Source organism: Arthrobacter sp. 10T44 (assembly GCF_056393885.1).
Genome location: NZ_JBFTGT010000002.1, coordinates 81,792 through 95,171, shown reverse-complemented (window position 1 = coordinate 95,171; position 13,380 = coordinate 81,792). Strand labels below are relative to the sequence as shown.

Below are 13,380 nucleotides of genomic sequence, written 5' to 3'. Positions count from 1 at the left end.
AGACAGCAGCGCGAATCAGCCCGGACATCAGCGCGGCACGATGGTCTGCTGCCCCGGGCAGGCACCGAGAACCCGTTTCATCGCGTCCTTTTCGGCCGGCGTTACCCACAGCCCGTAGGCGGCCTTCACCGAGATTTGCCGGGCGACGTAGTGGCAGCGGAACGCCTTGTTCGGCGGCAGCCAGGTGGCGGCGTCGGACGCGCTCTTGTCCTGGTTGGCCTGCCCGTCCACGGCAATGAGGTTCAGCGGATCGTTGGCGAGGTGCTGGCGCTGCAGCGGACTCAGCTGCTGGGCCCCCTTTTGCCAGGCGTCCCCCAGCGCCACGACGTGGTCGATCTGCACGGCTTTGCTGGACGCCGCACCGCGCTGGAAGGCGATGGTCCGCCCGGTGTAGGGCTCCTGGAAGGTCCCGGATCCGACCCGGCAGCGGGAGCCTTCGGTGAACATGGCGCCGGCCAGGTCTCGGCGGAGGATGTCGTTGCGGGTGTCACAGCCGTTACGGTCGACGTCGAGCCACGCCTGGCCAAAGGCACTGCGGTTGTAGTTGCCGCTGGCTGCGCGGCCCTTGACCGGCAGCACCGACAGGAGGTCCACGGCGAGACCGGACGGCACGGCCCGAACCGGCGCGACCGGTTTCATCCAACCCGCCGCCAGCACGGGAGCCTCGGTGGGCCCCGCCACCCTCGGCTCTGCGATCGCAAATTGGCCGGCGGTGAAGAACCAGCCGAGGCCAGCCAGCAACGCCAGCATCGTGGCGCCCAGCAATGCCCAGGCCTGGCGCGACCGGCGCCGGGCGCGCCTGAAGTCGCGCCAGGTGACGGTCACGGAAGTTCCGGGGAGGGATGGGGCTGCTGCACCTCATCAGCCTAGGCCGGGGCACCGACAGCGGCCCGGTTGTCCACAGTGTGCAGGACAGGACAGGCTATGCCCCGGGGCTGGCGGCCGGACGGCCGCCGGCTGGTCAGTGCCGAGCGGTCACTGTTCCTTGGTGACCCGGCGGAGGTCCTCCTCGGCGAGATTCAGCAGCGCTTCCAACTGGCTGACCCGCGCGTCGTCGATCTCGCCGGCCTCGCGTTTGGCTCGGGCGTCGTCGAGGAGGCGCTTGGCTTCCTTGGCGTTCCGCCGGGCTACGTCGAGGGCATGTTCCAGGGTGGTTTCGTGCTCCACAGCCGAGTTCTGTTCCATGGCTCCATTGTGGTTCCCTTTCCCGGCCGATTCCAGCGAACCGGCCGGGAAGGTCCAAAGTGGGGCTACCCGACCTCGACCGGCAGCCCGGCAGCTTCGAGGGTCGCGGCCGCGTCCTTGGCCGGGAACGACGGCGGGTTCACGCCGGCCATTTCCTCCATCACACGGACCACCTGGCAGCTGTAACCGAATTCGTTGTCGTACCAGACGTAGAGGACAAGGTTCTTCTCGTTGCTGATGGTGGCGAGGCCATCGACGATGCCGGCGCGGCGGGAGCCGACGAAGTCGGTGGAGACAACCTCCGGCGAATCGATGTAGTCGACCTGCTTGCGCAGCTCCGAGTGCAGCGACATCTCGCGCAGGTAGTCGTTGACCTCATCCTTGGTGGTGCCGTTTTCCAGGCTCAGGTTCAGGATGGCCAGGGAGACATCCGGGGTGGGAACGCGGATGGAGCTGCCGGTCAGTTTGCCCAGGAGCTCGGGCAGGGCCTTGGCGACAGCCTTGGCGGCACCGGTCTCAGTGATGACCATGTTCAGCGCGGCGGAGCGGCCGCGGCGGTCACCCTTGTGGAAGTTGTCGATCAGGTTCTGGTCGTTGGTGAAGGAGTGGACCGTCTCTACGTGGCCGTGCACGACGCCGTAGCGGTCGTTGATCGCCTTTAGTACCGGCGTGATGGCGTTGGTGGTGCAGGACGCCGCCGAAACAATCTTGTCCGAATCCGTGATGGTGGCGTGGTTGATGCCGTGCACGATGTTTTTCAGCTCGCCCTTGCCCGGGGCGGTGAGCAGAACGCGGGAAACGCCCTTGCTCTGCAGGTGCTGGGAGAGGCCCTCGGCGTCGCGCCAGCGGCCGGTGTTGTCGACCACCAGTGCATCGTGGATGCCGTAGGCGGTGTAGTCCACCGTGGCCGGGTTGTCCGAGTAGATGACCTGGATCTGGACGCCGTTGGCAGTGATGGTGTCGTTCTCGAGGTCCACCTTGATGGTGCCTTCGAAGGACCCGTGCACCGAGTCGCGGCGCAGCAGGCTGGCGCGCTTGGTGAGGTCGTTGTCCGACCCGCGGCGCACCACGATCGCGCGCAGCCGCAGGCCGTGCCCGCCGCCGGCCTTCTCGATCAGGAGGCGGGCCAGGAGCCGGCCGATGCGGCCAAAGCCGTAGAGGACGACGTCGGTGCTGGTGCGGTCGTCGCCGCCGCGCTTGCCGACCACTTCGGCCAGCTCCTCGCGCAGGAAGTCGTCCAGGCTGATGCCGTTGCCTTCTACGCGGTACTTTTCGGTCAGGCGGGCAATGTCGATGGCTGCCGCGCCGAGGTCCAGCTTGGTGAGGGCGTCGAGCAGGGGCGCGGTCTCTTCGAGGCGCAGCTCTTCCTTGCTCATCCGGCGGGCAAAACGGTGCGCCTTGAGGATGTTCATGGTGGACTTATTGATCAGGCTCCGGCCGTGGATGGACGTCACCACGTTGTTTTCGCGGTACAGCCGGCCGATCACCGGAATCATGGCCTCGGCGAGCGCCTCCCGGCCCATCCACGTATCAAGACAAGAATCTGACGTCTGGCTCACAGAACTACCTTCCTAAAATCCACCACATACGTCCTCGTATGCGGAAGTCGGCTGCCGGCGGATCTCCGGAACCTGGACGCGGCGGGGATTCGGTCCACCCCGGGCGCCTGCATGGAGCGCAAAGAAAAAGCCACCGGCGGCGAACGCAGACCCGGTGGCAGAACATCTACGTTCGCTATCCATTCTAGAGCGGGGCGCCGGTCCAGGGGGCCGGAGGCGGCGTGAAATCACTCACACGAGCGGGGTCCGCCGCGTCACGCAGCCCTTGACGTAGGATGTCCAGATGGGACTCATAGTTGCACTACTTGTCATCTGGCTCATTCTTTCGATCCTGGGCTTCGTCGTGAAGGGCCTGCTTTGGCTGGCCGTCATCGGCCTGGTCCTGTTCGTCGCCACGGCGGCGTGGGGCTGGGTGAAGCGGAAGGCCAAGGCCTGATCCGAAACCTACACCTCGATCCAAACGGCAAGGACCGGCACCACACGGTGCCGGTCCTTTTCGTTTGGTTGGATGGGTTGACCGATACGCCGGGTTCTGTGTTCCCGCGCTGTTGCCGGCGCGGGAGTAGCGGCCATCCATCTACGGACGCCGTTGCCGACGCCCTCCAGCGGCCTACCCGGACACTCGGGCGGGCAGCCCTCAAACGTGTCCTGTCTGGCCTTGCTCCGGGTGGGGTTTACCTAGCCTTCCCGGTCACCCGGGAAGCTGGTGGTCTCTTACACCACCGTTTCACCCTTACCTGCTCCCCCGACCGTGCGGACACGGCCCTGGGGCAGGCGGTCTATTCTCTGTGGCACTGGCCTGCGGGTTACCCCGAGTGGGCGTTACCCACCACCCTGCCCTGCGGAGCCCGGACGTTCCTCGAGCCACTTGCGTGACGCGCGGCCGCCTGGTCAACCCATCCGGTTCTCATTCTACGGGCTGCCCCCGCAGGCTCACCGCACCGGCGCCTTTTGGGCCTGCCGGTGGGAGAATGAAAGCAGCAACCCCGCCAGGCAAGGAAGCGATTCGGATGGATTTCACCGCCGTCGTCATTTGGCTGATCATCGCCGCGCTCGTGCTCATCCTGGCCCGGGCCTCGATCCGGATTGTGCGCCAGTATGAGCAGGGCGTGCTGTTCCGGCTGGGCCGGGTGATCGGAGTCCGGATGCCCGGGCTGCGCTTTATCATCCCGGTGATCGACCGGCTGCAGCTGGTCAGCCTGCGGATCGTGACCATGCCGATCCAGTCGCAGGGCATCATCACCCAGGACAACGTCAGCGTGGATATCTCCGCGGTGGCCTACTACCGGGTGATCGACGCCGTGAAGTCGGTGGTGGCGATCGAAAATGTGGCTGCCGCGATCAACCAGATCGCCCAGACGACGCTCCGCAAGGTGGTCGGCCGGCACAGCCTGGACCAGACCCTGTCCGAAACGGAACACATCAACAGCGACATCCGCGAAATCCTGGACGCACTCACCCTGGAGTGGGGCGTCGAAGTCACGCTCGTGGAGCTGAAGGACATCCAGCTTCCCGAAAGCATGAAGCGCGCCATGGCCCGGCAGGCGGAGGCCGAGCGGGAGAAGTGGGCCAAGATCATTGCCGCCGAGGGCGAGTCGATCGCGGCGGCGGCGCTCGGTGAGGCTTCTGACATGATGATGGCGCATCCGCTGGCCCTGCAGCTGCGGAACCTGCAGTCCCTCGTCGAGATTGCGGTGGACAAGAACTCCACCGTGGTCTTCCCGGCGCCGCTGATGAGCACCATCGGCGAGCTGTCCGCGTTCCTGGCCCGGGAGACCAAGGCCGCCCAGGCAGCGGTAGCGGCGCCGGCCCAGGCCGCCGGCCCCACCCCCGTGGCGGCCACGGCGCCTCCCCCTGTCCCGGCGGCGCCAACGAAGGTAGCCTGACCTCATGGAACTGTTGCTCCTTGCCGTCGGCGCCGGACTGCTGGTCGTCGCGACCGTCGTGCGTGACATCCTGACCCGCCGGAAGCACGCGCGGCTGGGCAGCGACCCGGAATCCGAGCGGGCACGGCGGGACATCCAGCGGGCCAAGACAGTCGGCCAGTCGAATTTCGTGGGCCTCGACAACACCGGACACCGGCGCTAGCCCGACGCCGGGCCGCGCGCGGCTGCAGCCGCCTGGCCGCCGGTAGGATCGTACGGTGCTAATTCTGCTGCCGCCCTCCGAAGGCAAGACCCCCGCGACCGGCGGTGACGCCGTCGACGCGGCTTCGCTCAGCTTCCCCGGCCTCAACGCCTACCGCGCAAAGGTGCTCGAGGCGCTCGGCACCGTCAGCGCGCACGAGGACGCCCTGGCGCTGCTGGGCGTCGGCGCCTCGCTGAAGGCCGACGTCGAACGCAACACCCGCTTGCACGCCGAGCCTGCCGCGCCCGCCCACCAGGTGTATTCCGGCGTCCTCTACGACGCCCTGGACTACCGCTCGCTGACTCCGGCGCAGCGGAAGAAGGCGGACGCAAACGTGCTGGTGATCTCCGCGCTCTGGGGCGCGATCCGGTTTGCGGACCGGGTGCCGGCGTACCGGCTATCGATGGGCACGTCCCTGCCCGACGTCGGACGGCTGGCCTCGTTCTGGAAGCCGCAGCTGACTGAGGCCCTGGCCGCCGCAACGGACGGCGAGCTGCTGGTCGACTGCCGCTCCAGCACCTACGCCGCGGCCTGGGCTCCCCCGCCCGAGCGGACCGTGGCGGTGAACGTCTTCACGGAGGTCAACGGCGTCCGAAAGGTGGTAAGCCACTTCGCCAAGCACACCCGCGGGGAGCTTGCCCGGCACCTGCTGGCCCGCCGCGGCAAGACCCCGCAGACCCCGGCGCAGCTGCACAAGGCCGCCGCCGAGAAATGGTCCGCGGAGCTGGTCCAGGGCACGGCCCGGAAGCCGCACACCCTCAACCTCATCCTGCCCAACTAGCTGGCAGTTGTTGTCGTTTAGACGCCTCTAAACGACAACAACTGCGAGTCACTTGGGGGCTAGGCCCACTCGGCGGAGCGGACCAGGATGCACCCGGAATCCGGGCAGAAGACGATGTCGTCCTCGGCTGCGGCCTTGATCTCGGCGAGGTCACCGGGGCTCAGCTGCATGCCGGATCCTTCGGAGGTGCCGTGGAAGAGCCGGGCCGCGCCGACGCCGCGCTTGGCGAGCGTCTTCTCGTAGACGGCGAGCATTCCCGCGTCCAGTCCCTCGGCGAACTCGGCGCGCTGGCCGCGCACCACGGTCATCTCCGCGGCCACTTCGGCGAGCTGTTCGTCCAGTTCGGCGCGGATGGTGCCAAAGGAACCCTGGATATCGTCAACGATCTGCTGCTGGCTGGCCTGGCGCAGGCGCAGCGAATCCAGCCGCTCCAGGACCTCGAGTTCAACGTCCTCAAGATCCGAGCGGCGTTTGTTCAGGGACGCGATGTCGCGCTGCAGGGCCACGAGGTCCTTGGACAGCCCGGTGCCGCTGTTGAGCCTGGCCTCGTCGCGTTCGATCCGGGAGGCGACCTGCTCGACGTCGGCCTCGGCGCGCTTGAGTTCCAGTTCGGCGTCGTGCACCGCCACCTTCGCGGTCCCGAGTTCTCCGTTGGCCACACTGAGGGCAGCCTCCAGGTCGGTGATCCGGGAGTCGCTTTCAAGGCTGCGGCGGCGGTTGGACAGGGACTTGAGCCTGGCATCGAGTCCCTGCAATTCGAGCAACTTCAACTGTTCCGCCGGTGCTGCCTTGGCCACTATTTCCTCCGCTTGTTCACTTACCGGCCGGAGCCGGGCACCGTACCGGCGCTCCCTAGACTCTAGCGCCTAGCGTGCTCCCCGGCCTCGCTACGCTCACCCGGGGCCCCTCGCACGCCAGGCTTAGCCCGGAGTCAGAATGAAGTCCCAGGGGTCGCTGTTGGTGCTGCTGACCCGGATCTCAATGTCGTGGCCCTGGTCGGTCAGCACATTCCCCAAGGCCTCGGCGGCCGCCGGCAGCCACAGCCACTCGCTCGCAAAGTGCGAGACGTCGATCAGGTACGGCCGGTCATTGACGGCAGCCTCGCGGGCCTCCGACGCCGGATGGTGGCGCAGGTCCGCGGTCAGGTAGACGTCGGCGTTGCTCGCGCGGACCTCGTTGAACAGCGAGTCGCCCGCGCCGCCGCACAGGGCCACACGTCGCACCAGGCCGTCCCGGTCGCCGGAAACACGGACGCCGCCGGCCACGGAGGGAAGGATGCCGAAGACCCGCGCGGCGAAGTCCCCCAGCGTCTGCACGTCGGCGAGGTCCCCGACCCGGCCGATCCCTTCCTCCGGAAGGCCGTTCGCGGCGGGCGTCAGCGGCACCACGTCCTGCAGGCCCAGCGCGTCGGCCAGTACGTCGGAGACGCCTCCGACGGCGGAATCACCGTTGGTGTGCACTGTCAGCAGTGCGGTCCCTGACTCGATCAGCCGGTGCACCGCCTTGCCCTTGGGGGTGTTGGCGGCAACGGAGGTGACGCCCTTGAGCAGCAGAGGATGGTGCGTAATGAGCAGTTCGGCGCCCCAGGCGACGGCTTCCTCGATGACTTCGAGGGTGGGGTCCACGGCGAAGAGAATCCTGCTCACCTCGGCGGACGGGTGCCCGGCCACCAGGCCTACCTCGTCCCACTCCTCCGCCAGCGATTCGGGCCAGAGCTCCTCGACGGCCAGCAGGATCATGCCCAGCGTGGCGGCCTCGCCGGGGCGGGTAGCTTCGTCGGGCTGCGCTGAAACGTCGGTGTTCTCAGGTTCCATAACCTCATTTTTACCCTATCCGCGGTGCCAGCCACCCCTGCCGGGAGTCCCGGATGCTGGCGGAATGCCGGGTTCGGGAATGATCCGGGCCCTTCGTCCATTGAACAGGACATGAGAACTTTCGTCCTCGGCGGGGGCTGCTTCTGGTGCCTCGACGCCGTCTATCAAAAGACCAAGGGTGTCAGCTCGGTCGTCTCCGGCTACACCGGAGGCCACGACCGCAACCCCGACTACTACAGCGTGTGCTCCGGCACCACCGGCCATGCCGAGGTGGTGGCGGTGACCTTCGACGAGGAGGTGATCCCGGCCGAGGTCATCCTGGACATGTTCTTCGCCCTGCACGATCCCACGACGCTGAACCGGCAGGGTTACGACGTCGGCACCCAGTACCGGTCCTCGATGTTCTACGAGACCACCGAGGAGAAGATCCTTTTCGAGGAAGCGATCGGCCGGAACCAGGAGCTGTGGTCGGACCCGATCGTCACCGAGGTGAGCCGCCTGCCGGTCTTCCACGTGGCGGAGGATTTCCACCAGGACTACTACGCGAAGTACCCCGAACAGGGCTACTGCCAGGTGATCATCAACCCGAAGCTGGCGAAGGCCAGGATATATTACTCTGCATGGCTTAATGCTTAGCTAGGGCCTGAGCGCCCTCGTTACGCTGACCTTAGAATTCCTCCTCACAGATAGGCACACCTACCCATGGCACGGATCTATGACGATGTTACCCAGCTGGTCGGCGGCACCCCGCTGGTCCGCCTCAACCGGCTGAGCGAAGGCCTGGACGCCACGGTGGCGGTCAAGCTGGAGTTCTACAACCCGGCCAACAGCGTCAAGGACCGGATCGGCGTCGCCATCATCGACGCCGCGGAGAAGTCCGGTGCACTCAAGCCCGGCGGGACCATCGTCGAGGGAACCTCCGGCAACACGGGCATCGCCCTGGCCATGGTCGGCGCCGCCCGCGGCTACAAGGTCATCCTCACCATGCCCGAGACCATGTCCACCGAACGCCGCGTCATGCTCCGCGCCTACGGCGCAGAAATTGTGCTGACCCCCGGTTCCGAGGGCATGCGCGGAGCCGTGGAGAAGGCCCAGGAGATCGTCGCCAACACGGAGAACTCCATCTGGGCGCAGCAGTTCGCCAACGAGGCCAACCCCGAGGTGCACCGCCGCACCACCGCCGAGGAAATCTGGTCGGACACCGACGGCAAGGTGGACATCTTCGTCGCCGGCGTCGGCACCGGCGGAACCGTCACCGGTGTCGGCCAGGTACTCAAGGAGCGCAAGCCCGACGTGCAGATCATCGCCGTCGAGCCCAAGGACTCCCCCATCCTCAACGGCGGCGCCCCGGGCCCGCACAAGATTCAGGGCCTCGGCGCCAACTTCGTGCCGGAAATCCTGGACACCAACGTCTATGACGAGGTCATTGACGCCACCCTGGAGGACTCGGTCCGCGTGGCCCGCGAGCTGGGCGTCAAGGAAGGCATCCTCGGCGGCATCTCCTCCGGCGCGATCGTCTGGGCGGCCCTGGAGCTCGCGAAGCGCCCGGAGAACGCCGGTAAGCTGATTGTTGCCATTGTCTGCGACTTCGGGGAGCGCTACATCTCCACCGTGCTGTACGACGACATCCGCGGCTAAGCCCAGCCCTGTCCCAAGATTTCGTAGAAAGGTCTTTGTGAGCTTCTTCGCAAGACTGAAGGAAGACCTCGACGCCGCCCGGTCCCACGACCCGGCGGCGCGCGGTTCTTTCGAAAACTTCTTTGCCTACTCCGGCCTGCACGCGATCTGGGCGCACCGCCTGACGCACCGGCTCTGGCAGAACCCTTCGCTGCGCTTCCCTGCGCGGCTGATCTCCCAGCTGGCCCGCTTCCTGACCGGCATCGAGATCCACCCCGGCGCCACGATCGGCCGCCGCTTCTTCATCGACCATGGCATGGGCGTTGTGATCGGCGAAACCGCCGAGATCGGCGAGGATGTCATGATCTACCACGGTGTCACGCTCGGCGGCCGTTCGCTCGCAAAGATCAAGCGGCACCCCACCATCGAGGACCGCGTCGTCATCGGCGCCGGAGCCAAGGTCTTGGGCCCCATCACGATCGGCCGGGACAGCGCCATCGGCGCCAACGCCGTCGTAGTCAAGGACGCCCCGGCCGAATCGATCCTGACCGGAGTGCCCGCCACCTGGCGGCACCGCGACGCCCAGCGCGAAACCAAACCCGCCGTCGACCCGGCCGAGTACCTGATCGAGTACCGCATCTAAGGCACGCAGTCATAAAGACAGCGGCCGGCGGCCCCAAAACGGGGCCGCCGGCCGCTGTCGATTAACCGGTCTGGATTAGTGCGTGTCCACTGCCGAGATCTCGGACTTGTCCTCGCCCCAGAGGGTGTGGAAGGTGCCCTCGGTGTCGATGCGGCCGTAGGTGTGTGCACCGAAGAGGTCGCGCTGGCCCTGGATCACGGCGGCCGGGAGGCGCTTGCGCCGCAGGCCGTCGTAGTACGCCAGCGAGGAGGAGAACACCGGCACCGGGATGCCCAGCTGCACCGCGGTGGCCACCACGCGCCGCCAGGCCGGGAGGACCTCGGCGATCGCCTTGGTGAAGGCCGGCGCGAACAGCAGGTTCGCCGGCTTCTCGTCCGCGGCGTAGGCCTTGGTGATCTCCTTCAGCAGCTCTGCGCGGATGATGCAGCCGCCGCGCCACAGCGAGGCGATCTCGTCCAGCTTGAGGTCCCAACCGTATTCCTTGGCGGCGGAGGTGAGCATGTCCAGGCCCTGCGCGTAGGAGACCAGCTTGGAGGCGTACAGTGCCTGCCGGACGTCCTCGACGAAAGTCTCGGGGACCTCGACGGCGGCCTCGCCGCCGGCCAGCAGTTCCTGGGCCAGCTTGCGCTGCTCCGCCTGCGAGGACAACGCGCGGGCGAAGACCGATTCGGCGATGCCGGAAGTCGGGGAACCCAGTTCAAGGGCGGAGATGACCGTCCAGCGGCCGGTGCCCTTCTGGCCGGCGGCATCCACCACGACGTCGACGAACGGCTTGCCGGTCTTGGCATCGACGTGGCCGAGGACTTCGGCGGAGATTTCGATCAGGAAGGAAGCGAGCTCGCCCTTGTTCCATTCGGCGAAAATCTTTGCCTGCTCGGCCGGCTCAATGCCCGCGCCGGAGCGCAGCAGGTCGAAGGCCTCGCCTATGACCTGCATGTCGGCGTATTCGATGCCGTTGTGCACCATCTTGACGATGTGGCCGGCGCCGTCGGTGCCGATCCAGGCGCAGCAGGGCTGGCCGTCGACGTGGGCTGCGATCTTTTCCAGCAGCGGGCCGAGCGCCTCGTAGGACTCCTTGGAGCCGCCGGGCATGATCGAGGGGCCGTTGAGCGCGCCTTCCTCGCCGCCGGAGACGCCGATGCCGACGAAGTGGAGGTCCTTCTTCGCGAGGGCGGCCTCGCGGCGGCGGGTGTCCTCGTAGTGCGAGTTGCCGGCATCGATGATGATGTCGCCGGCCTCCAGCAGCGGCTCGAGCTGTTCGATCACGGAGTCCACCGGCTTGCCGGCCTTGACCATGATCAGCACGCGGCGCGGCTTCTCCAGCGAGTCAACGAGTTCCTGCAGCGTTTCGGTGCGGACGAAGTCGCCGTCCTGGCCGTGCTTTTCGAGGAGCGCGTCGGTTTTCTCCACGGAACGGTTGTGCAGGGCAACGGTGAAGCCGTTACGGGCCAGGTTCCGGGCCAGGTTGGCCCCCATCACCGCAAGGCCGGTGACACCGATGTGTGCTGACATCAAAACTCCAATTCATTCTGTGCATCGAGTGCAGTTCGTCCCGCAGTTGCTGCGGAACACGCTTCTTGGGATCAGTGGCTGTCAATAAACCATATGTATTTCCGCTGACTGCAGGAAAGCAGCGCCCACGTGGCGGAATACGGCGCGTCACAAACAGTCTATGATTTTCGGCGGCCACTGCGCCTGTAGCCCCGGGATTGCGGCCTGCGCCACTATGCTTACGACTATGTCGACCAGCCTGCATCACCGCGCCATCGAGCATCTGGGAGCCCGCATCGTCGCCGGCGAGCTCCCCGCCGGCCATGTCATGCTGGCCGAGCACCTCGAGGATGAGCTGAAGGTCTCCCGCTCGGTGGTCCGCGAGGCGGTGCGCGTGCTGCAGTCCCTGGGGCTGGTCGAGACCATCAAACGTGTCGGCATCCGGGTGCTCCCCGCCAGCCGCTGGAATCCCTTCGATCCGCTCGTGATCCGCTGGCGCCTGGCCGGCGAGGGCCGCGGCGCCCAGCTGCGCTCCCTGGCCGAGCTGCGCACCGCGGTGGAGCCGGTGGCCGCCGAACTGGCGGCCGGCAACGCCCCGGATGAACTCCGCAGCCGGCTGGTGGAAATCTCCCACGCCATGCGGGAGGCGGGCGTGGCCGGCGACGTGCCTCGGTTCCTCGAGCTGGACATCCAGTTCCATTCCCTGCTGTTGACCGGTTCCGGCAACGAGATGTTCGCCAACATGGTGGGCCAGGTGGCCGAGACGCTGACCGGCCGCACCGTCCACGGTCTGATGCCGGACCATCCGAGGGCCTCCGCGCTGCAGTGGCACGTGGACGTGGCGGAGGCGATTGCGGCCGGCGACGGCGTGGCCGCCCGCGAGGCCTCCAACAAGATCATGCGCGAGACAATCGCGGACATGGAACCCAGCTGGAAGGACCAGCCCCGCGTCTTCGTCCCGGTCCAGCCCCGCTAGTCCGCCCGCACGGCAGCGGCACGGCTTCCGATAGACAGTCGCGGGGCCCGGATTAGTCCCGTCGATGGTCAAATTCAACCGCTAGGCGTTTCACATTTGGACGCATTCACGGTATATTTCTAACAAGCCTTCCACCGCGGCATCCCCCAATAGTCGCGGTGGAAGGCTTTTCCATTGCCCGGAGGCTTTTCCATTGCCCTCAGGCTTTTCCATTGCGCGGAAGCTTTTGCCGCGGGTGAGCGCTGGTCCGGCGGCGTCCGCCACCGCGTCCCGGAGCCGCCAGCCTCCGCCGAGGCCGTCCCGGATGATTTCCATCGTAGTTAGGGCCGATCCGCTGTTCCGGCCCAGCCTGGCCTGGACCTGCCACACCTCGACATCGACCCGGCTCAGTCCCTTCGGCATCCGGCGCTCGGCCTCCCACCAGCTCACGCGCTCAAACCACCGCACGGGTTCCGCGCCAACCACCCATTCGCGGCCACCGCGGACCACGGCCCGCGGATGTCCGTCAGGGCCGGTTTTTACGATCACATGTTCCATGCCGGTGACGGTACGGACAGGCACCGACATTTTGGTGCAGTCCGGACTTGGATGGCCGACAGCGCATGGGCAGCGGGGCCGCGCTCCACTACCAGGCGTTTGCGGATTCGAACTCCGTCTGGTGCTGCTCCTTGCAGTAAGGGACCCGGGAATCCGGAACAGGAATCCCGCATAGCCGGCATTTTGTAGCCCAAAACCTGGCAAAAAAAGAACGTAAACCTAACAAGTCGCCCCCCAAATAAGTAAGATAACAATATCACTTAGCTTATTATCGGTTCGGAATCCCCCACTCCCTGCTCGGCCGGGGCGCCCCCTGCCGACCCCCGCGGCGAGCAGTGGCCCTCGGGGCCAGCAGCGTAGCGCCCGCGCGTTGCCAACCGATATGTGAGCACACAGATAGTTCCGGCTACTTTTAGGCGCGGGAATAGTGCAGGACACAGCACATGGAGAGCAAAAAACCCCGCCGCGGCGGGCGTTTAGGCCTGCCGCGACGGGGTTTTCCTTGGTGGGTCCTACCGGGATCGAACCGATGACATCCACGGTGTAAACGTGGCGCTCTACCAGCTGAGCTAAAGACCCAAGATGCTGTTTCCGCACTTCAGTGCGTCCACCAACGAACAATGACTCTACCCGAAACGGCGCCGGAAACG

General features: G+C 66.5%; 14 protein-coding genes, 1 tRNA gene, 1 other RNA gene and 1 pseudogene. 8 read left to right on the top strand and 9 right to left on the bottom strand.

The genetic code is table 11. The annotated features are described in order from the left end of the window. Positions 1-27: 27 nt before the first annotated feature. The 3 genes from AC1DBL_RS04950 to AC1DBL_RS04940 all read right to left on the bottom strand — a co-directional run bounded on the left by AC1DBL_RS04950 (position 28) and on the right by AC1DBL_RS04940 (position 2,744). Positions 28-825: an HNH endonuclease family protein gene (locus AC1DBL_RS04950; RefSeq protein WP_441417536.1), complete on the bottom strand. Its 798-nt coding sequence runs from the start codon at positions 823-825 to the stop codon at positions 28-30. Between the two features lie 150 nt (positions 826-975). Then, on the bottom strand, positions 976-1,185 hold the full coding sequence (locus tag AC1DBL_RS04945; RefSeq protein ID WP_175320883.1) for a hypothetical protein: 210 nt from the start codon (positions 1,183-1,185) through the stop codon (positions 976-978). 65 nt (positions 1,186-1,250) lie between these two features. Beyond that, positions 1,251-2,744: a glyceraldehyde-3-phosphate dehydrogenase gene (locus AC1DBL_RS04940; protein ID WP_441417535.1), complete on the bottom strand. Its 1,494-nt coding sequence runs from the start codon at positions 2,742-2,744 to the stop codon at positions 1,251-1,253. A 283-nt stretch (positions 2,745-3,027) separates the two neighbouring features. Between AC1DBL_RS04940 and AC1DBL_RS04935 the strand changes: the two genes are divergently transcribed. Further along, on the top strand, positions 3,028-3,180 hold the full coding sequence (locus AC1DBL_RS04935; RefSeq protein WP_175320881.1) for a hypothetical protein: 153 nt from the start codon (positions 3,028-3,030) through the stop codon (positions 3,178-3,180). A 69-nt stretch (positions 3,181-3,249) separates the two neighbouring features. On the opposite strand, the gene rnpB is transcribed toward AC1DBL_RS04935, so the two are convergent. Beyond that, positions 3,250-3,643: RNase P RNA component class A (gene rnpB / locus AC1DBL_RS04930), an RNA gene on the bottom strand. Positions 3,644-3,754: 111 nt separating this feature from the next. On the opposite strand from rnpB, the gene AC1DBL_RS04925 reads away from it, so the two are divergent. From AC1DBL_RS04925 to AC1DBL_RS04915, 3 genes are read left to right on the top strand one after another with little or no spacing between them, the layout of a single operon-like run. After that, complete coding sequence (locus tag AC1DBL_RS04925; RefSeq protein ID WP_476925586.1) at positions 3,755-4,630, top strand: slipin family protein; 876 nt, start codon at positions 3,755-3,757, stop codon at positions 4,628-4,630. Positions 4,631-4,634: 4 nt separating this feature from the next. Further along, positions 4,635-4,832 (top strand): hypothetical protein, encoded by a 198-nt coding sequence (locus AC1DBL_RS04920; RefSeq protein WP_476892364.1) that lies wholly within the window; start codon positions 4,635-4,637, stop codon positions 4,830-4,832. A gap of 55 nt (positions 4,833-4,887) precedes the next feature. Further along, positions 4,888-5,652: a YaaA family protein gene (locus AC1DBL_RS04915; protein WP_476892363.1), complete on the top strand. Its 765-nt coding sequence runs from the start codon at positions 4,888-4,890 to the stop codon at positions 5,650-5,652. Positions 5,653-5,711: 59 nt separating this feature from the next. Here AC1DBL_RS04915 and AC1DBL_RS04910 read toward each other — a convergent pair whose 3' ends face one another. After that, positions 5,712-6,449 (bottom strand): zinc ribbon domain-containing protein, encoded by a 738-nt coding sequence (locus tag AC1DBL_RS04910; RefSeq protein ID WP_441417531.1) that lies wholly within the window; start codon positions 6,447-6,449, stop codon positions 5,712-5,714. Positions 6,450-6,572: 123 nt separating this feature from the next. Continuing rightward, positions 6,573-7,466: a Nif3-like dinuclear metal center hexameric protein gene (locus tag AC1DBL_RS04905; protein ID WP_476925585.1), complete on the bottom strand. Its 894-nt coding sequence runs from the start codon at positions 7,464-7,466 to the stop codon at positions 6,573-6,575. A gap of 111 nt (positions 7,467-7,577) precedes the next feature. Between AC1DBL_RS04905 and msrA the strand changes: the two genes are divergently transcribed. The 3 genes from msrA (at position 7,578) to epsC (ending at position 9,726) form a co-directional block, all read left to right on the top strand. Then, complete coding sequence (msrA, locus tag AC1DBL_RS04900) at positions 7,578-8,102, top strand: peptide-methionine (S)-S-oxide reductase MsrA (RefSeq protein ID WP_476925584.1); 525 nt, start codon at positions 7,578-7,580, stop codon at positions 8,100-8,102. 66 nt (positions 8,103-8,168) lie between these two features. Continuing rightward, a complete protein-coding gene (gene cysK / locus AC1DBL_RS04895) occupies positions 8,169-9,104 on the top strand; it encodes a cysteine synthase A (protein ID WP_441417528.1) in 936 nt (311 codons plus the stop codon). Between the two features lie 37 nt (positions 9,105-9,141). Further along, positions 9,142-9,726 (top strand): serine O-acetyltransferase EpsC, encoded by a 585-nt coding sequence (gene epsC / locus AC1DBL_RS04890; RefSeq protein ID WP_138769044.1) that lies wholly within the window; start codon positions 9,142-9,144, stop codon positions 9,724-9,726. Between the two features lie 75 nt (positions 9,727-9,801). Here the strand turns inward: epsC and gndA are convergent, their stop codons facing one another. Beyond that, positions 9,802-11,238 carry an NADP-dependent phosphogluconate dehydrogenase gene (gene gndA, locus AC1DBL_RS04885; protein ID WP_476925583.1) on the bottom strand — a complete coding sequence of 479 codons (1,437 nt, stop codon included), beginning with the start codon at positions 11,236-11,238 and terminating at the stop codon, positions 9,802-9,804. Between the two features lie 226 nt (positions 11,239-11,464). On the opposite strand from gndA, the gene AC1DBL_RS04880 reads away from it, so the two are divergent. Next, entirely contained in the window at positions 11,465-12,193 is a 729-nt protein-coding gene (locus tag AC1DBL_RS04880; RefSeq protein WP_476908681.1) for a FadR/GntR family transcriptional regulator, read from the top strand. A gap of 249 nt (positions 12,194-12,442) precedes the next feature. On the opposite strand, the pseudogene AC1DBL_RS04875 reads toward AC1DBL_RS04880, so the two are convergent. Both AC1DBL_RS04875 and AC1DBL_RS04870 read right to left on the bottom strand, forming a co-directional pair. Further along, positions 12,443-12,730: pseudogene (locus AC1DBL_RS04875) on the bottom strand (hypothetical protein); the annotation flags it as partial. A 503-nt stretch (positions 12,731-13,233) separates the two neighbouring features. Next, positions 13,234-13,309, bottom strand: a tRNA-Val gene (locus AC1DBL_RS04870). Positions 13,310-13,380: the final 71 nt, after the last annotated feature.

Coding starts and splice junctions, on each gene's coding strand:
- cysK (WP_441417528.1), top strand. CDS start 8,169: ATGGCACGGATCTATGACGATGTTACCCAGCTGGTCGGCGGCACCCCG.
- AC1DBL_RS04925 (WP_476925586.1), top strand. CDS start 3,755: ATGGATTTCACCGCCGTCGTCATTTGGCTGATCATCGCCGCGCTCGTG.
- AC1DBL_RS04880 (WP_476908681.1), top strand. CDS start 11,465: ATGTCGACCAGCCTGCATCACCGCGCCATCGAGCATCTGGGAGCCCGC.
- AC1DBL_RS04935 (WP_175320881.1), top strand. CDS start 3,028: ATGGGACTCATAGTTGCACTACTTGTCATCTGGCTCATTCTTTCGATC.
- AC1DBL_RS04905 (WP_476925585.1), bottom strand. CDS start 7,466: ATGGAACCTGAGAACACCGACGTTTCAGCGCAGCCCGACGAAGCTACC.
- gndA (WP_476925583.1), bottom strand. CDS start 11,238: ATGTCAGCACACATCGGTGTCACCGGCCTTGCGGTGATGGGGGCCAAC.
- AC1DBL_RS04920 (WP_476892364.1), top strand. CDS start 4,635: ATGGAACTGTTGCTCCTTGCCGTCGGCGCCGGACTGCTGGTCGTCGCG.
- AC1DBL_RS04945 (WP_175320883.1), bottom strand. CDS start 1,185: ATGGAACAGAACTCGGCTGTGGAGCACGAAACCACCCTGGAACATGCC.
- msrA (WP_476925584.1), top strand. CDS start 7,578: ATGAGAACTTTCGTCCTCGGCGGGGGCTGCTTCTGGTGCCTCGACGCC.